Annotated in this window: 14 protein-coding genes and 1 pseudogene; 9 read left to right on the top strand and 6 right to left on the bottom strand. The window is 63.5% G+C overall.

Features of this window, described 5'->3' with window-relative positions; translation table 11 throughout:
• Nucleotides 1–70 precede the first annotated feature (70 nt).
• Entirely contained in the window at nucleotides 71–481 is a 411-nt protein-coding gene (locus IZV00_RS20660) for a hypothetical protein (RefSeq protein ID WP_225870701.1), read from the top strand.
• Between the two features lie 59 nt (nucleotides 482–540).
• Nucleotides 541–771 carry a hypothetical protein gene (locus tag IZV00_RS20655; RefSeq protein ID WP_004213230.1) on the top strand — a complete coding sequence of 77 codons (231 nt, stop codon included), beginning with the start codon at nucleotides 541–543 and terminating at the stop codon, nucleotides 769–771.
• Between the two features lie 59 nt (nucleotides 772–830).
• Here the strand turns inward: IZV00_RS20655 and IZV00_RS20650 are convergent, their stop codons facing one another.
• Together IZV00_RS20650 and IZV00_RS20645 are read right to left on the bottom strand one after the other, a co-directional pair.
• On the bottom strand, nucleotides 831–3,800 hold the full coding sequence (locus tag IZV00_RS20650; RefSeq protein WP_014072601.1) for a Tn3 family transposase: 2,970 nt from the start codon (nucleotides 3,798–3,800) through the stop codon (nucleotides 831–833).
• Nucleotides 3,801–4,033: 233 nt separating this feature from the next.
• On the bottom strand, nucleotides 4,034–6,991 hold the full coding sequence (locus tag IZV00_RS20645; RefSeq protein ID WP_196227721.1) for a Tn3 family transposase: 2,958 nt from the start codon (nucleotides 6,989–6,991) through the stop codon (nucleotides 4,034–4,036).
• A 139-nt stretch (nucleotides 6,992–7,130) separates the two neighbouring features.
• Between IZV00_RS20645 and IZV00_RS20640 the strand changes: the two genes are divergently transcribed.
• Together IZV00_RS20640 and IZV00_RS20635 are read left to right on the top strand one after the other, a co-directional pair.
• A complete protein-coding gene (locus tag IZV00_RS20640) occupies nucleotides 7,131–7,682 on the top strand; it encodes a recombinase family protein (protein ID WP_004213210.1) in 552 nt (183 codons plus the stop codon).
• Nucleotides 7,679–8,464 carry an SDR family NAD(P)-dependent oxidoreductase gene (locus IZV00_RS20635; RefSeq protein ID WP_004213209.1) on the top strand — a complete coding sequence of 262 codons (786 nt, stop codon included), beginning with the start codon at nucleotides 7,679–7,681 and terminating at the stop codon, nucleotides 8,462–8,464. Before IZV00_RS20640 ends, IZV00_RS20635 begins: the two co-directional genes overlap by 4 nt.
• A gap of 119 nt (nucleotides 8,465–8,583) precedes the next feature.
• Here IZV00_RS20635 and IZV00_RS20630 read toward each other — a convergent pair whose 3' ends face one another.
• The 4 genes from IZV00_RS20630 to traA are packed head-to-tail and all read right to left on the bottom strand — an operon-like array spanning nucleotide 8,584 to nucleotide 13,840.
• Nucleotides 8,584–9,879 carry a serpin family protein gene (locus IZV00_RS20630; RefSeq protein ID WP_230190404.1) on the bottom strand — a complete coding sequence of 432 codons (1,296 nt, stop codon included), beginning with the start codon at nucleotides 9,877–9,879 and terminating at the stop codon, nucleotides 8,584–8,586.
• An 8-nt stretch (nucleotides 9,880–9,887) separates the two neighbouring features.
• Complete coding sequence (locus tag IZV00_RS20625; protein WP_010339208.1) at nucleotides 9,888–10,157, bottom strand: DUF1971 domain-containing protein; 270 nt, start codon at nucleotides 10,155–10,157, stop codon at nucleotides 9,888–9,890.
• The gene (locus IZV00_RS20620; protein ID WP_017501675.1) at nucleotides 10,157–10,894 is read right to left on the bottom strand and encodes a DUF6118 family protein; all 738 of its coding nucleotides are present in this window, start codon (nucleotides 10,892–10,894) and stop codon (nucleotides 10,157–10,159) included. The genes IZV00_RS20625 and IZV00_RS20620 overlap by 1 nt, the downstream gene beginning before the upstream one ends.
• A gap of 9 nt (nucleotides 10,895–10,903) precedes the next feature.
• Nucleotides 10,904–13,840: a Ti-type conjugative transfer relaxase TraA gene (gene traA / locus IZV00_RS20615; RefSeq protein ID WP_017501676.1), complete on the bottom strand. Its 2,937-nt coding sequence runs from the start codon at nucleotides 13,838–13,840 to the stop codon at nucleotides 10,904–10,906.
• A gap of 176 nt (nucleotides 13,841–14,016) precedes the next feature.
• Here traA and IZV00_RS20610 point away from each other — a divergent pair, with 176 nt between their 5' ends.
• The 5 genes and pseudogenes from IZV00_RS20610 (at nucleotide 14,017) to IZV00_RS20590 (ending at nucleotide 17,450) form a co-directional block, all read left to right on the top strand.
• Nucleotides 14,017–14,322 carry a conjugal transfer protein TraD gene (locus IZV00_RS20610; RefSeq protein WP_017501677.1) on the top strand — a complete coding sequence of 102 codons (306 nt, stop codon included), beginning with the start codon at nucleotides 14,017–14,019 and terminating at the stop codon, nucleotides 14,320–14,322.
• A gap of 37 nt (nucleotides 14,323–14,359) precedes the next feature.
• Nucleotides 14,360–14,596 (top strand): conjugal transfer protein TraD, encoded by a 237-nt coding sequence (locus IZV00_RS20605; RefSeq protein ID WP_017501678.1) that lies wholly within the window; start codon nucleotides 14,360–14,362, stop codon nucleotides 14,594–14,596.
• Nucleotides 14,589–14,855 (top strand): hypothetical protein, encoded by a 267-nt coding sequence (locus IZV00_RS20600; protein ID WP_026109288.1) that lies wholly within the window; start codon nucleotides 14,589–14,591, stop codon nucleotides 14,853–14,855. Before IZV00_RS20605 ends, IZV00_RS20600 begins: the two co-directional genes overlap by 8 nt.
• Before the next feature lie 2 nt (nucleotides 14,856–14,857).
• A pseudogene (locus IZV00_RS20595) lies at nucleotides 14,858–15,771 on the top strand (HEPN domain-containing protein).
• A gap of 2 nt (nucleotides 15,772–15,773) precedes the next feature.
• Nucleotides 15,774–17,450, top strand: coding sequence for a type IV secretory system conjugative DNA transfer family protein (locus IZV00_RS20590; protein ID WP_026109289.1), 1,677 nt, complete (start codon nucleotides 15,774–15,776; stop codon nucleotides 17,448–17,450).
• The last annotated feature ends 50 nt before the right edge of the window (nucleotides 17,451–17,500 follow it).

Below are 17,500 nucleotides of genomic sequence, written 5' to 3'. Positions count from 1 at the left end.
CACATGCCTTTTGGAAACAGGAAACCGCACGATGAACATTCCCCGGTCTGATCCGGTGCCATCGAGAGGCGTGTCCGATCTCGATCGTCACATTGAAACCTTGCTTCGCGTGATTCATTCCAGAAACCTCGCTTGGTCTGATCTAAGCGAAGTGGGTAAACAGGTGGAACGCCCTCTGACGGACGTTGAGCAATTGCTTACAAATGTGGGCGACGACGCCCATGAAATCACCCTTGCTACCGAGACGATCATAACAGCTCTCAAGCTGCAACGTGATGCGCTCGCGATCCAAAGCTCTCGCCGTAGAACACGCTTCGGCTCGATGCTTCTGCTCTTGATCCCCGTGTTCTTCGTAGGTTTGATGATTGGCACATCATACGGGATAGATGAAGGTCGGGCGCGGGAGCGTGAAGCCTTAAAGTATCCGGTCCTACCCCAGCTGTCCGTAGATCGTGACAGGCTCAAAACTGACGGAAGGTAGAGCGGTGGCAGCTGCCACCGCTTGCGATCTCTTGATGGGCTATGGCTTCATGAGGCACGATGAAGAAATCTGACAGGGCAAAGAAACATACCGCCAAGGTAATCGAGGCGGCTGCACGCGCCCATGAAGCTCTCGACTATTTCAGCGGCAACGTCACAAATCCGTTCGATGAGCTAACATGGCCCAGCATTGCCGAAGGTTATCTTCTAGTCGCGCAGAAGGCGGTATCAGACGCCTTGGTCGCTTTGGAACGTGCAAACAGCGTTGGTTGGACCAAGCACGGCAAGTAGGCGTCACCTCAAGGTTTGTTCGCCAGACAACGATTTCTCGGACATAAGCGGAACATGGGCTACGCTACACGCTTCAACCGCGCCATTGGCTCGTTGAGTGGGTGGAATTCACCTGCTGGAAGTCGCCTGGCCTGCTCCCAGAGGTAATCGCCGGTCAGACTGATGTGCGCCCAGCCCATCGGAGAAAGGTGCGCAAGCAGTGCCGCATCGAACGTCGTGCCGACAGCGTTGAGGTGCTGGGCGGCCCGGTCGAGATAGACCGTGTTCCAGTAGGAAATCGCCGCAATCAGCAGGTTCAGCCCAGATGCGCGAAATTCCTGATTTTCCAGCGAGCGATCGGTGAACCGACCCTGCCGGTTGGTATAGATGGCGGCGGCAAGCGTGTGCCTCGCCTCGCCTTTGTTGAGACCGGCCTGACAGGCACGTCGCAGTTCCGGTTGTTCAAGCCAATCGAGCGTGAACAAAGTGCGCTCGATACGGCCCAGTTCAGCCAATGCAAAATCCAGCCTGTTCTGGCGTTTGTAGGCGGCAAGTTTTCGCAAGATTACTGACGGCGCCACCGTGCCATCCTTGATTGAGGCGACAATCCTGACGATGTCATCCCAATCGGCCTCGATCGCTGCCGTTTTGATGGTGCGGCCCATCAGATTTTCGATGCCCTTGTATGTCGATGGCGCAGCGATCGAACCCAGCTTGCGGTCGCCAATATCGCGCAGCCGGGGCGCGAAGCGGAACCCGAGTAGGTGGCAGAGTGCGAAAACATGATCGGTGGCGCCGCCGGTATCGGTATAGTGCTCATGCAACGGAAGGTTGCCGGCGCCCAGGACAAGCCCGTCGAGCACGTAAGGCGCTTCACCTGCCGTCGCGGACATGATCCGTGATCCGAATGATGCGAAGTGATCGGAAAGGTGAGAATAGATTTTCACGCCAGGTTCGGCGCCATATTTGGCATTGACGTCCGCCGCCCCTGAACGGCTCCGCCCCGACCGGAAGAACTGGCCATCGGACGACGAACTGGTGCCAGCGCCCCAATGCCGCGCGAAGGGTAATTCGTGATGGGCTGAGATGATCATGGCCAGCGCGGCCTGATAGTTCTCGGGTGAAAGATACCAGTTGTGGGTCCATGCGAGTTGGGCATAGCTGACGCCTTCGCTGGCATTGGCCATCCGCTCCAGCCCGAGGTTGGTGCCATCAGCCAGAATTGCGGCGAGTACCGTGCTGGGGTTGTCGTGCTCCTTGCCTGAGCGCAGGTCACGGAATGCGTTCAAAAAACCAGTGCGTTCGGCGACTTCAAGCAGCAGCTCGGTGATGCGCACGCGGGGAAGCAGGGTATCGAGCTTGCGATCGAGGGCTTCAGCTTCCGGTGGGGTGACAGGCGGCATTTGCTGAAGCTTGAGCCGGTCTCGTTCGAGCGACACTCCCTCAAGCTTGTTTGTTTTCAACTGCTTGGCAAATCGGCGCAGCCGCCAGTCAAGATTTCGTGCCCGGTCAGCGAGGTAGGATGCAGCATTTGAATCGAACGGAAGCACATCCGCCACTTTGGCGGCGTCGCGCCGACCCAGCAAATAGGCATCGAAGCGCTGATAGTTGCGGGTTCCCTCGATCCATACATCACCGGCGCGCAAACGATCACGCAAGGTTGCCATGATCGCAATTTCATAACGTCGGCGGTCGATACGGCCGCTTTCGGTGATGAGACGCTTCCACTGCCGATTGGGGAATGGCAGTGGAACGCCATCGGGAAGGTCGCGCGACTTTCGTGTGTTCGCATCGCGAATGACATCGATGGCTTTGATCAGTGCCGTCCCTGTTCCAGACGCCTTGAAGGTGAAGGCGTCCAGAAATGCCGGGCTGAAACGCCGTAGCGTGGCGTAACGCTCGGTTGCCGTTACCAGTGCGTCCTCGCCGGCAAGATCAGCAAGGGCATCTACTTGGGCCTTTGCCGCAACAAGCCGGTGCCAGCCCACCGCTTCGTCAATCAATTCGAGCGGATCGCCGCCATTCTGGACAGCCTCATCAAGTGCTGTAATCGTGGCGCCAAACAGCCGCATGAGTTGCCCCACCGACTGAATACTATCTTGGTAGCGACGCTCGCGCCCACGCCGCGCGCGCGTGAACATGCCGCCGATAAGTCGGTCAAACATTTGGATCGCGGCATCGGCAAGTCTGGCCTCAAGGTCGATCACTGCGGCCGTCAACGTCGCCCGCCTGCGATTGACGCTGTAATCCGAAAGCAGGAATGCCGGTGCCACGCCGCCCTCGCGGACAAATTGGGCAAAGCGGAATTCCGGAATGGCGCCCCCAACTACCGGGTGGATACCTATGCCGCGAACATAGCGCAGGCGCTCAAGCAAGCCATTGATATTGGCCGCAGTCGGGGCTTCTTCGAAATTACGCAACCACGCCAGCGGTGTCATGCCGAAATCCGGGTTGTTGATTACGAGTTCGTCTAGCCGTGTCAGTTCAGCAGAGCTGAGGCCTTCGACGATTGCGGCTGCGGCAGCTTTGCGTGCGCGTGCCCGGCCAGCAAGACCGGCGCGTTCCAGTGTGTCGCCTGACGGAAGAATGAACCGCTCACCCTTCAGGCCAACCATGAGGGCGCGAACAATCGGTTCACCTCTGTCTGTATACTCGGCGGCTTGCGCGGCAAGATTCAGGGCAAGTGCCAGGTCGCCGCGTCGAAACGGGCGTATGCCAAGATAACGCGCCACGAGATCGGCATGATCGGTACGGGTTTGCGCGCGCTGACCATATGCAGAGAAGGAGGAAGGATCGACGAATAACTGTGCCGCGAGGTACTGAAGAATGACGTCGGGAAGCCCGATCTCGGGTTGCAGACCAAAGCCGGGATGTCGCATCAAAGCGATTTGTGCAGCCAGACCGAGGCGATTTGCTGGACCATAGCGGCGCCCAACCAATTCAACATCTTCCGCAGAAAGGGTATAATGCCCAATGATCGCGGTTTCTTGGACAGGAGGATCGAACAGGCGCCGGCGCTCGTCTCCGGTCAGAAGTCGGCGTCGTGCCATTTTGCTCTCCCGCTGAGGCGAATAACAAAATTGACACCAAAGCGGCTTGCACTGGAGGGAGGCCATTCGTTGCCGGTTGATCCCCGAGCAATCACCCGGCGCAGCAAGACAGTTTGGCGACATCCTTATCAAACGTTTGGGCCGCCAGTTTGAGGCCTTCCACAGTGGTCAGGTAAGGGGTGACTACACGAAAGTGACGCATCCGCACGCTAAGCGCGAACGTATGGTGAACGTTACGCGGCGAGCAACGAACTGATGGCGCGCAGTGGCCGCAGGACATCCGGATCGGGCCGATCTTCAACATTCCAGCTATAGTCGCCGGTGAGCGAGATATGTTCCCAGCCCAATGGCGCGACGTGACGTGCGATTTCGTCGGGCGTGCCGATATCAGCCAGCGCCACTTCGAGATAGCGGGTGTTCCACAGGATGATGGCGGCGACGAGCAGGTTGAGGCCGGAGGCGCGATAGGTCTGGTTCTCGAACCGCCGATCACGCAATTCGCCGAGCTGGTTGAAGAAGAGCGCGCGTGCGAGCGCGTTGCGGGCCTCGCCCTTGTTGAGGCCCGCCTGGGTACGCCGGCGCAGATCAATGTCGCGCAGCCAGTCGAGCATGAAGATCGAGCGTTCGAGGCGGCCCAGCTCGCGCATCGCGAGGGCCAGTCCGTTCTGTCGCGGATAGGCGGACAGGCGGCGAAGCATCGCCGAAGCGGTGGCGGTGCCGGTGCGTATCGATGTGGCGAACCGCAGCAGTTCATCCCAATGCGCCGCGACATGACCCAATGCGATCGGTTCGGCCGTCATGCCGGCAAGCAAGGGGCCGGCTTCCTGGCCGGGAAGGAGGTGCAAACGACGCTGCTTGATGTCGCGCAGGCGCGGCGCGAAGCGGTAGCCGAAGAAGGGCATAAGGCCGAACACATGGTCCGATGCACCGCCTGTATCGGTGTAGTGCTCCTCGATTGTCAGGCCGGTCTGCTGATACAGCAAGCCATCCAGCACATAGGGAGCTTCGCCGGCGGTCGCCGCGATTACCCGGGTCGCGAAGGGGTCATATCGATCCGAGACATGGGTGTAGAAGGCAACGCCCGGTTCGTTGCCGCTGCGCGCGTTGATGTCGCCGATTGCGGCGCCACGGCCCCCGGCATGGAATTGCTGTCCGTCGCTCGACGAGGTGGTGCCGTCTCCCCACAGCGCGGCGAGCGGCATGGCGCGATGGGCGTCGATCAGCCTTCCCAGCGCTTCACCATAGGCGGCCTCGCTGATGTGCCAGTCGTGGAGATGGGCGAGCTGGCGCAGGCTTGCGCCTCGGCAGGTTTCCGCCATGCGTGTGAGGCCGAGATTGATGCCATCGGCAAGGATGACGGTGAGCAGCGCATTGCGGTCGTCGGCCTCCCGGCCCGAACGCCGATGGATGAAGCATTCGCTGAACCCGGTCCAGGCATCGACCTCAAGCAGGAGATCGGTGATCTTCACGCGCGGCAGTCGGTCATAGGCAGCGCGACGGGCAATCTCGGTGGCGGGTGGCGTTGCCGCTTTCAGCGGCGAGATGATAAGGCCGCTTTCGTCAAGCCTGACCTGGGGCAGCTCGCCCTGTCGGGCGAGGACCGTCACCTGTTCGATCGCCGTGTCGAGCCTGGCGCGCCTTTCCTCGATATGACGATCGAAGTCCGTTTCGATGGCGAGCGGCAACGGCCCCTTCTCGCGCAGCGCCGCAAAGGTCGCCGGCGGTATGAGATAGCTGTCGAAATCGCGGAACTGGCGGCTTCCCGAGACCCATATGTCTCCCGCTCGCAACCGCTCCCGTAGCTGGGACAAGGCGCATAGTTCATAGGCGGCGCGATCGACGATGCCGTCCCGCAGGACGAACGGCCGCCATGCGGAGGGCACAAAGCGCAGCGGCACGCGATCAGGCAAGCGCCGTTTGCCGGTCCGGTATAGCTCCGCGATGATGGTAAGCGCCGACAGGAGTCCCTGCACCGCACCGGCGCCGCGAAATTCGAAGGTGTTGAGAAAGGCACCGGCAAAGAGCTTCACCGTGCGATGCCGCTCGATCAATTCAGCGGTGCGATCGACGGTTTCCGGTCGCCCGAGTACTTCGGCCCGCGCGACCGCCACGGCGAAGCGCTGCCAATCCAGCGCCTCGATCTGCGCCAGAGAGTCCACACCGTTGGTGCGCGCTTCGATGAGAATGCGGCAAGACCCTGTGAGCGTCCGGAGATGGCCTTGCAACTCGCGCACCGTCTTGAGGGCTTTGTCACGGGTCCGGTTCTCGGCGCGACGCGACATGCTGCCCAACAGCTTGTCGAACATCGTCAGGGTGGCATCGGTCAGGCTTTCCTCAAGACGGATGCCCTGCGCCGCCAGCGTCGCATGGCGGCGCAGGGCATTGAGTTCGCCAAGGTGCTGGGGTGTGATCCGGCTGCCTTCGTCCGCCAGCCTGTCAAAAGTCAAAGCCGGGATCATGTCGGCACGGGCGCGATCGAGATCCAGCGCGCGGATATGAGTGAGCCGTTCGATCAGGCGTAGGATGTTGCGCGCTGCCGGCGACTGTGGTGCATTGCGCAGCCAGGATAGCCATGTCGCGGCTTGCCCTGTTCGTCGGGCCAGCAGATCGTCCAGCCCCTGCAGCGTATCGGGCCGCAGGCCGTTCGTGAGCACTTCATAGGTAAGCTGTTCGGCCTGCTGGCGAGCACGCCGGAGTACCGCTTCGAGAACCGATGAAGAAGGCAGGAGGATCTGCCGGCGCCGAAGTTCGTCAACGATGACCCCCGCCATCTGGCCGGGGTGGACGATGGTCTGTGCGATCGGGATCGAGAATGCGACAACTTCGTGGAAAGCCTTGCGGTCGAAAATCCTGAACCCGTGCGATCGTCGGATTTCAACGAGATGTTCGCGACGGGTCTGGTCCCGATGGGCATAGTCCGCGAAGGCTTCGGGCGCGACGCCGAGTTGCTGCGCCACATAGGCGAGCACAGGAGCGGGCGGGACTTCGCCCGCTTCCAGCGCACGGCCAGGCCATCTCATATAGAGTAGGAGCATCGCGTAGCCGAGCCGGGTGGCATCGCCGCGACGGCGGCCGACAATTTCCAGGTCGTCACCGGTCAGCGTATAGTGCCGCGCAATCTCGCGCTCATCGAGCGGCGCGCCATAATGCCCTGCCCAGATTTCCGCGCTCACCAGTCGCCGTCTCGCCAAGCACTATCTCCTTCCGCGTCCTTGTCCGTCAGACGGTCCTCTGGCGGCCAACAGGAATATGTCCGTTAACTCTGGACCTGTAACGGCGATTCGGACAAGATCGCATAATGACGGGAAAACGGACAGGATCGGGCATCATGTGGCGCTGATCGGCTATGCGCGCGTCTCGACCGCAGACCAGAAGCTGTCGCTCCAGCTTGACGCGCTGAACACTGCCGGGTGCGACCGTATATTCGACGATCACGCATCCGGGGCAAAAGCCGATCGGCCTGGCCTAACCGAAGCGCTCGCCTATTTGCGCCCCGGCGACACGCTGGTGGTCTGGAAACTCGACCGCCTCGGCCGCTCGATGAGCCACCTGATCGAGAAGGTCGGCGAGCTTGCGGCGCGCGGCATCGGGTTCCGCTCACTCACCGAGAATATCGACACCACCACTTCGGGCGGCATGCTGGTGTTCAACATCTTCGGCTCGCTGGCCCAATTCGAGCGTGACCTGATCCGTGAACGCACTCATGCCGGCCTCAAGGCCGCACGCGAGCGGGGCAACAAGGGTGGTCGCCGGCCTGTCGTTACCCCCGACAAACTACGTAAAGCGCGGGCGCATATCGCAGCGGGCCTCACTGTTCGTGAGGCGGCGGCCCGGCTCAAGATCGGCAAAACCGCCCTATACAAGGCTCTGGAAAACGCGTGAAACCGCTGGCGATCAAGAACTCGTGGGTGCTGGTCACAGGGGCTTCGACCGGTTTGGGCAGAGCGTCCGCCCTCCGCTTGGCGGCATCGTACCAGGCCAAGCCCCTGATTGTTGGACGAAGGCTCGACAACTTGCGGGAGCTACAGACCGAAATTGACGAGCGGTTCAATGTGCCGTGCGAGATTATAGTGGCTGATCAACGTGAAATCGAGGGCAGGGAGAAAATCGCGGCTAAGGTTGCAGAATTGCAAGTAACAGCCGCTTTGTTGGTTGCCGGAATGACGAGCGTTGGTTCATTTGATGCAGGCCGTGCCGACACTTATGCCGAGGTAATTGAAACAAACATACTCGGTTTCACGGATTTGCTGGCTCGCCTGATTGCGATTTTCAGGGAGCAGCCGTTTGAATCCTCAGTAATCGCCGTGTCGAGCCTGGCGGGCGAAACATCCGTGCCCTTCCAAGCGGTCTACGGCGCGTCGAAAGCCTATGTGAGCACCCTCATGCGAGCGCTTTCCGTGGAGCTTGCCGGGACGGGAGTGAGTGTTGGGTCTTTTGCACCCGGTGGAATCGACACAGACATGGCTGCCCTCAGCGATTTGAAGTGGGGGAGGTTGGGTTTGATGGACGTTGACCGGTGCGCGGCCCATGCAGTCCACGCTCTGGTTTATCGGCAATCCTTCGCCATACCGGGGATGGGCAACCAGCTCACATATTTGGCGAGCAGGGTTCTACCTCGATCGTTGGTCAATCGGATTGCCGCCCTCCCATATCGGCGCCCGTAGGGCGGCACCACATAAAAGGGGCAGGAAAGCCTGCGAATAGCATCTGCTGGCATCGTACCGGATTTGTTCGCCCTTAGCGTGCAGATACGTCACTTTCGTGTAGTCACCCCTGAGTGCGCCTATGGAATCGCTGTCGGATCGGCGATGCGCCCGAAAAACAGCACCGCGCCGCTCTTTCGGTCTCGCAGGGTGGCAAGGAAAGGACGATCGACCACCATCTCCGGCACCTGAGGCTCTATCCGCGCACTGGTCACGACGATCTTGACTGCGGTTGCCGCCGCCGCCTCGGTGCCCTCCTCATCGACGCGCAGGAAGGTCGCGTGCGCCACGTCATCGATCGCGAGGCGCGCACCGCTGGCGAGCCCCGACAGGTCCGCACGCTGCTGGTCGAAGGCGCTTGGCATGCCCGCTGCGATCAGCGCTGCCTTCACGCTCTCATCGAACCTCGCTTCGAAGCGGGGCAGAACGATCCGCATCTCGCGAGCCTGCTCCGCGGACAGGTCGAAACGATCATTGCCGCCCTGCTCGCCGGCGAAGAAATCGACACCCTTCAGCTCACGCTCCCAGCGGCGCAGGGTTGCCGCGTCACGTGGCAGGAAAATCTCCATCACGAAACGACCGTTGCGACCATAAGGCAGCGCGATCGCTTGCCCTTCCCGGGTCTCGCGGTAGTCGAACCGGCCAATCCGCTTCATCATCGTGATCGGGATGCGCGTGCCGTCGCCACGCGTGAAGGACCGCGTTTCCGTCTCCTCGAACGGCACCTGCCACTTCGCCTTGAAGTAAAGCGCGTTGGTCAGCACAGCGGCGGTGTCATCCCCGAAGCCGCTCGGAGAGACGATCTCCGAAATCCTGCCCTTCGTCTCGCGCGAAACCCAGCCATTGATCCGCTCGGCCGCTCCGGTGGGATCACCAGCATAATCGACGGTTTCCGGAGCCGCTCCGAAGCCGGCATGCGCCTCGGCGACATACTCGTCCCGGACCGGCAATCCCTTCGCCAGCCACAGCGCGTTCGCGATGCCGAGCGCGGTATCGGCATCGCCGGTGTCGTTAAGCTGGGCATTGTAGGATTTGATGAGCGCAGGGACGTTGCGGGACGAATCCCAACCAAGCACGCGGCCAATCTCCTCGCGCGTGGCGCCCCGCGCGCCAAGGTAGGCGAGCCCCAGGCCCTGCGACAAGCTGACCGGGGAGATGAACAGATTGGCGTTTGCATCGGCCTTCGCTGCCAGGTGCGGGTAGACCTTGACGGTCATTAACGCCGCGCCATAGGTCAGGTCATGCGGCAAAGCCTCGGCGTCGGGCCGGGACAGGCTTGTAGGAAGCGAGCCGGGACTCGGTGCCGGGTCGCGCGTCGCACAGCCACCAAGCGCGAGGATGGCAAGAAGCGGGTATGACAAGGCTGTTTTAGGCATGGCTCTCCCTAAAGGCTTGGCTGCTGATCGTAGAAATCGACCTGCATCCGCATGGCTCCGAGCGGTTCCACGAAATGCGGCTGTTCGGGCAAGATCAGCCCTGGCCGGTCAGGTGTAAGGACCACCTCCGAGGCCGGGTCGAGATAGGTGAGCTTCAATCTCCCTTCGATGACCCGGATCACGCCCCACACACCGGCCTTGGTGCGATGTTCGGAGCGCAGGGCAGCGGGCAATGTCGCCTCATCGAATATGGGCGTCGAGCGGTAGGGAATCACCATTATCTCTTCACTCCCACCTGGATCGTGCATCGCACCGGCTGATCCGCCTTCCTTGCCGCTTGCCGGCATCCTTCGATCTTTTCACGATTGTCGCGCAGCAACCTGTCGGCCGCGACGATCGCCTCCCAGCTCGCCGGTGACGCGCTCGCCATCAAATGCTGCCCGGCATCCCACGGTGTCGCCTCGGCAAGAGCCCGCGTCGCCATGCGTTCGGGCCATTGCCAGCTCGCCGGCGCGATCTCGCGCGCGACCATACCGGGAAGGAAGGACCAGAGGAGGATGCCGATAAGCAACCCGCTCAACCCGAACCATAGTTGACGGTCCTTCTGATCCCGCGCCGTCAGCGCCGATTGAACGACGGTGCGCAGCTCGCGCCCCTGCTGCTTCATCTCGTCGGTGGCGGTCGCGAGGGCGGCATGGTCGGCGCTGCGAAGGTCGGCCGCCGCTCGATTGATCTGCGCCGAAACCTGTGCAGGCGTCATCGCCAGCGCCGGCGACTTCACGATGGCCGTCGTAACCTGGTCCAGGCGTCCGTTGATGCCGTCCAGCCCCTGGACGACATACCCCAGCGTCTCGGAATAGTCGGGCACGTCGATGCTGGCGCGCTCGGCCGCCAGTCCCTCGATGGCGCGGCGCATCAATGCCAGCTCGCCGCGCTGCTGCTCGACCGCGGCGCGCACCTGCTCGAATGCTTCCGCCGCCGCGTCGCCGCCTTCCTCCCATTCCTCGTCCGCCATTGTCTCTCCTTATCGGCTCAACCCTCGATCGCGGCCGATTTCCAGCGAACGGGTCAATTCCTGGCTGATCGGACGATCCCGGCGCATCTCCAGCCCCAGTTCGGGCGCGCGCCGCCGCAGCACGGATTCGAGCTGCGGATCGCGATGCAGTCCTCCCGCCAAGCCATCCATCTTCTTGGCCGTGCGCTCCGCGCCGGCACGATCGCCGCTGCGCGCGAGCTCGGCCCGCTCGCGCGCCATACCTTGCCAGCGCTCCACGAAGCGGTCGGCACGCAGTTCGGGATTGGAACGGACCTGGGCTTCCTCGGCCATTGCCCGCGCCGCCCCGCCGGCTTTGCCTTCGGCCGCGTCGCGCACCAGTGCGGGGTTGCGTTCGAACGCGGAAGCCAAATCCCGAGCCGCCTGGGGGCGCAACCGATCGAGCGCGTCCCCGGCCTTCGCCAGCGCCTCTTTCTGGTGCGGGAGCACAGGCAAGCCCTTCTCGCGCATCCGGTCCATATCGGCCTGGACGCGCGCATAGCGTTCGATCGCCTTGGCCTGATTGGGCGCGGGCGATCCCCGCTCGGAGCCGGTGTTGATCGGCCCCCCTTTGCCGTCGCGCACCGGCTCGGGCGACGTCGGTTTCGGGCGGAAGCCGGCGAACATGCCCTTGGCCTTCGCCTGCACCTTGGCGACCATCTCCCGCGCGAGTTCCGGGAACCGGATCTCGCGCCGCTCGGCGAACGCACGCACCCGGTCCTGCTCGGCCGTAGCGCCCTCACGCCCATAGTCGCCGGCCATGTCCTTTGCGCGGTCACGCGACAGGACACGGGCGAGCTGACGCTGATCGGCAAAATCATCACGCCCATAGTGGAGCTGCGCCCCGTCACGGTGCCGCGACATGCCGACATAGGCCGAATGACGGTCCATCCCCGGCGTCGCCAGCACATGCGCCTGATCCACCGTCACGCCCTGCGACTTATGGATGGTCGCGGCATAGCCATGATCGACATGGGCATAGTCCTTGAGGTCGAACGCGATCCTCCGGCCATCGTCGAGCTGCACCGCCATGCTGTCGGGCGAAACGCGCTCGACCTTTCCCAGCGTGCCGTTCTTCACGCCAAGGCCGCGCTCGTTTTTCAGGAACATGATGCGGTCGCCGCTGGCGAAGTCGCGTGGCCCCCGCTCGGCCGACACGCGCACGTCCGCCCCCAGCTCGCTGGCGTCGCGCAGACGTTCGCGCGCGGCCTGGTTCAAATCGCGCACCTCAGCATTGGTGTGGGTGAGGATGATCCGCGTCTTGTCCGGATCGGCAAGCCGCTGCGCGTCCCAGCGGCCCACCAGCTCGCCCCGCGCAGCTTCGCGCGTGTCGGCCGCGTGGACCATGCCGTGCTGCTCATAGGCATGGATCGCCTCGCCGGTGCGGCCCGTCGCCAGCGCCTTCGTGGCGTCGCGCTGCCAGTCCTCATGCTGCCGGCGAACGTCGCTGATTTCGGCCGCGCCGTGGCGCTCGGCCAGCGCGCGGAACGCCGCGCCGGCCTCGATCGCCTGCAACTGCTCGGCGTCGCCGACAAGAACGACCTTAGCCCCTGCCCGCTCGGCCTCTGACAGCACGCGCTCCATCTGGCGCGTGCCGATCATGCCGGCCTCGTCGATCACCAGCACGTCACGCGGACCTAGCAGCTCGCGCCCCTGGCCCCACTGATATTCCATGCTGGCGATCGTGCGCGACTGGATGCCGGAGCCGCCTTCCAAGCCCTCGGCCGCGATCCCCGACAGGGCCGCGCCGCGCACCTGATAGCCGGCGCGCTCCCATTCGTCGCGCGCAACGCCCAACATGGTCGATTTGCCGGTGCCGGCGTAGCCGACCACAATTGAAAGATCGCCCTTGCCGGTGATATGTGCCAGCGCGGCCTGCTGTTCTGCCCCGAGTGTCAGGCCCCCACTTCCGGCGGCGGCGTCACGATTCCACGCTGCCGCCGGGAGACCATGCCCCTCCCGTCCAGCAAGCCGATCGCCGGCGCGTTCCAACCGCTGCTCGGTGTCGATCATATCGCGCGAGGTAAAGCGGTCCTCGCCGCGTCCGTCCTTGCCCAGCGCCACCAGCTCGGGGCTGGTCCGCACCGCGCTCATCACCTGGTCGAACTGGTCCTTGCCGTCGCTGTGCCGGAACGCGAACTGCGCCAGGTCGCGCCGCGTGAACGTCGCCTGTTGCCGCGTGATACCGTCGAGCGCGATTTCCGGATTGGCGATGATCTTCTCGCCATTCTCGCGCGCGATCCGCGCATGATCCTCGACCCGCTCCGCCTCAAGGCCCTGTTCGGGCATACGCGATGCCGCTGGCCCGATCTTGTGCTGCGGCTCCAGGTCGATCCCCTGTGCCTCCAAGGTGCGATGATCTATGCGGGCATCAATATCCAGCTCGGCAAGCCGCTCGTTGACATGGTTCGCCCATGCCTCGCGCCACCTCTCCAACAGCTCGGTTCGGTTCCACTCGCGGACCTTCTTCCCGAACCCTTCCCCGTCCACCTCGCGCATCGACAGCATGACATGCGCGTGGGGCTTGGGCATCCCATCCTTGCCCATGTCCCAATGGACATTGAGGTCCGCGACCATGCCGCGTTCGACAAACTGCTTTTCGACAAATTCGCGGGCGAGCGCGACGCCCTGCACCTGATTCATTTCGCGCGGAATCGAGAACTCTACCTCGCGGGCAAGCTGCGCGTCCTTCCTGACCTCCCCCGCCTCGACCTCGTTCCACAAGGTCGTGCGGTCGTTTAAACGCTCCGGCGCACCTTCGGGCAACAGGATTTCCGAATGAACGACGCCGGCCTTGTTCGAGAAATCATGGTCGCGCCCGAGCCGGTCGTCGTGCAGCCGTTCCGCCGCACGATAGGCAGCCGACGCAACGGCGCTCGATCCGTTGGCGCGACTGATGACCTTGGCCGAGAAATGGTAGATCGCCATGACAGCCGCTATACTGCCCTTCTTAGCGCACGTCGGCAACGACGTATAAGCGCGCACTCACCACTCTCTGCCGTTCGCGTGATTGACTTGGCCGCATTTCATGATGGAACCGCTGTCCTGCCAGCGCGATCGTGCTACTGTGCGGCTCCTGTTCGACGGGCGCGAGGGAGAGAGTGATGCGAAAAACGCGCGACTATGACGCCGAATTGCGGGCACTGAGCGACAAGGCCAAGTCTATCAAGGCCAAGAAGATCGAGCAACTTGGGTTACTGGTGACGGCAACCGGGGCCGATGCGCTCGATCTCGACACACTCGCCGGCGCGCTGCTCGCTGCCGTGGAATCGGCCGACGCTGGCGAAAAGGAGGCGTTGCGCTCGCGGGGCGCGGCCTTCTTTCAGGGACGCGGGCGCAAGGCTGGGCGACGCTCTGGCGGCAACGGCGAAAGCGGAAACCAGACTGGCGCAGGCGAGGCACAGGGTTGAAGCCGCCAAGCGCCGCACCGATACGAGAGGATGGGTCGTGCAGCGCCGCGAACGCACCCGCCATCTCATAGAGCTGGGCGGCCTCGTCCAGAAGGCCGGCCTCGTCGAATTGGCCGACGACGATCGCGCAACGCTCTACGGCGCGATGCTCGATCTTGCCGCCCGCGCGCGTGATGATGGCAACGCGCTCGCGCTCTGGAAGCGGCGCGGCAAACGTGCGTTCGACGCGGAAGCGGAAGGACAGGACAGCAAGGAACAGACCGCCCATGACTGACGACACCTCGCGCCTTTCCTGGCAGCTCCTGATGGTCGGCCCCGGCATCGACCACATCACCCCCGATATTCAGGACAAGCTCGCAACCCTGCTCGATCTGCTGCCCGCCACGGCGATCATCAACGTCCAGACCGACGCCGGCTATGTCACCGTCTCACGCGACTGGCCCAGCCATCGCATGGAAACCGTCGATAGCCTGGTGGACGCCATCGCCGCCGCTCAGGGCATCACCGCTATCGACCTGCCCGAAGCGCGCTGACCATGCGCGCCGGCCTCGATCATCTTCCCGCCGCCAAGCGCCGCGAGCTGGAACGGGTCGCCCGCGTCCTGTTCGATGAATTTGAGGATGCCGTCAAAACCAAGCTCTCCGACAAGCGCAAGGGCGGCCGCATCCTCAAGCTGATCCTGTTCGGCTCCTACGCGCGCGGCGATTGGGTCGAGGATCGCGCCAGCGGCTATATCTCCGACTATGATCTGCTCGTCATCGTCAACTCCGAGACCTTCACCGATCTGCAACATGGTGGGCTGTCGCCGACGATCATCTGGTGCGCGAGCTGACCGTCACCCGCCAGCTCGCCACGCCCGTCAATTTCATCGTCCATTCGCTGATGGACGTGAACGACCAGCTCGCGCGCGGCCGTCCCTTCTTCGCCGACATAGCCCGCGATGGGATCGCCCTCTACGAAGCGCCGGGACAGCGCCTCGCCGTGCCGCGCCAGCTCGACGCGCAGGAACGCCACGCCGAAGCCAGGGCGCATTATGACAAGTGGCTCCCCGATGCCGCATACTGCCTGACGCTCGCCGAATATGCGATCCGCGACGGCGAGACCAACCATGCCGCGTTCATGCTCCACCAGGCCGTCGAGCGCGCCTATCATGGCCTGCTGCTCGTCCTGACGCTCTACGCGCCCAAATCGCACCGCATCGGCATCCTGCGCTCGCTTGCCGAAAATCTCGATCCCCGGCTGATCGAAGCCTGGCCGCGCGATACCCGCGCCGCCCGCCGCCATTTTGCGCAGCTCCAGCGCGCCTATGTCGAGGCGCGCTATTCCCATGCCTATGAAATCACCCCCGACGAACTGGCCTGGCTCGTTGACCGCGTGAAGCATCTCCACACGATCGCCGCCGCGATCTGCGCCGAACATCTCGAAAACGACAGCGGGAGGGAATCCTGATGATGGAATGGTTCCGCCAGCTCGGCCGCGCGATCCGCAACCTCGCGCGGCTCGCGCGCGAACAGCCGATATGGGCGATCACGGCCCTCGTCACCAGCCCGGTCGCCCTCATCCGCCACCTGTTCGGCGTCCTGGTCCTGTTCCTCATCACCGGCCTGGTGCTGGGGCTTGGGGTGCCGCTCATTCTTGGCAGGCTGCTCGGCCTGGCCCACGATTCCCATATCTATCAGACCGTCATGATGCTGACGGCGATCGTCGTCATCCTCGTCGCGCTGCGCGCCCTCTTTCAACCGCTGATCCTGCGCTACGGCGGCCCTGCCGGCGATGCCACGCACGGCTCGGCCCGCTTCGCCACCGATCGGGAAACTCGCCCCCTCGCCCAAAATGGCGACGGCCTGCTGATCGGCCGCGACCGCAAGAACGGCAGGCTGCTGCGCTATGCCGGCCCCTCGCATCTGCTGACGATCGCGCCGACGCGCACCGGCAAGGGCGTGGGGACCATCATTCCCAACCTGCTCGACTATCCCGGCCCGGTCGTCTGCATCGACCCCAAGGGCGAGAATGCCCGCATCACCGCCCGCCATCGGGCAAAGTTCGGCCCGGTCCATGTCCTCGATCCGTTCGGGGTGACGGGCCTTCCCGGCGCTGCCTTCAATCCGCTCGATCGCATCGACCCTGCCGGCCTCGATCTCGCCGACGACTGCATGACGCTGGCCGACGCGCTGGTCTATGACGCTCCCGGCGAAGCCGGCGAGGCGCATTGGAACGAGGAAGCCAAGGCGCTGATCGCCGGCATCCTCCTGTGGGTGGCGTGCGACCCGGAATCGCGAGGCCAGGACCGCACGCTGGAAGCGGTGCGCGACTGCCTCACCTTCGCGCCCGATAATTTCCAAAGGATGCTGCGGGAAATGTCGCGCAGCACGCAGGCGCGCGGCCTGATCGCCCGCGCCGCGAACCGCCACCTGGGCAAGTCCGATCGCGAGGCCGCCGGCGTGCTGTCGGCCGCGCAGCGCCATACCCATTTCCTCGATTCGCCGCGCATGTCGGCCGTGCTGGGGCGCTCGGATTTCACCTTCGCCGATGTGAAGGCGCACGCCACCACCGTCTATCTGGTGTTGCCGCCCGATCGGCTCGCCACCTATGCCCGCTGGCTGCGCCTGATGCTCGCGCAAGGGCTGACCGATCTGGCGCGCGCGCCGTCCTCCCCTGCCCGCTCCGTCCTGTTCCTGCTCGATGAGTTCGCCGCCCTCGGCCGCCTCGAACCCGTCGAGCGCGCGATGGGCCTGATGGCCGGCTATGGCATCCAGCTCTGGCCGATCCTGCAAGATGTTCACCAGCTCCGCGCGCTCTACGAGCGCCGCGCCGGCACCTTCCTGTCCAACGCCGGCGTGCTGCAAGTGTTCGGCGTCAACGATCACGACAGCGCCAGGCTCGTCTCCGATCTGCTCGGCCAGGAGACAGTCGTGTTCGAGACGATGAGCCGCGCGATCGACGCGGAGGAAACCGGCATATCGTTCGGATCGCAGCATGTAGCGCGGCCGTTGCTGACGCCGGATGAAGTCCGCACGCTGCGCGAGGATTTGCAGCTCCTGTTCCTTGCGGGGCAACGGCCGATCGTCGCCGCCAAGCTGCGCTACTACGCCGATCGCGAGTTCGCCGGGAAGTTCGACAAGGCGTGAACGGACACTATCGACGAAGTGAAAAAGGCCGTTTGCTGTATAGTGTCAGA

It is taken from the genome of Sphingobium sp. Cam5-1, assembly GCF_015693305.1.
Taxonomy (GTDB): Bacteria; Pseudomonadota; Alphaproteobacteria; order Sphingomonadales; family Sphingomonadaceae; genus Sphingobium.
Note: the sequence above shows the minus strand (reverse complement) of the source record. Positions and strands in the feature narration are given on the sequence as shown.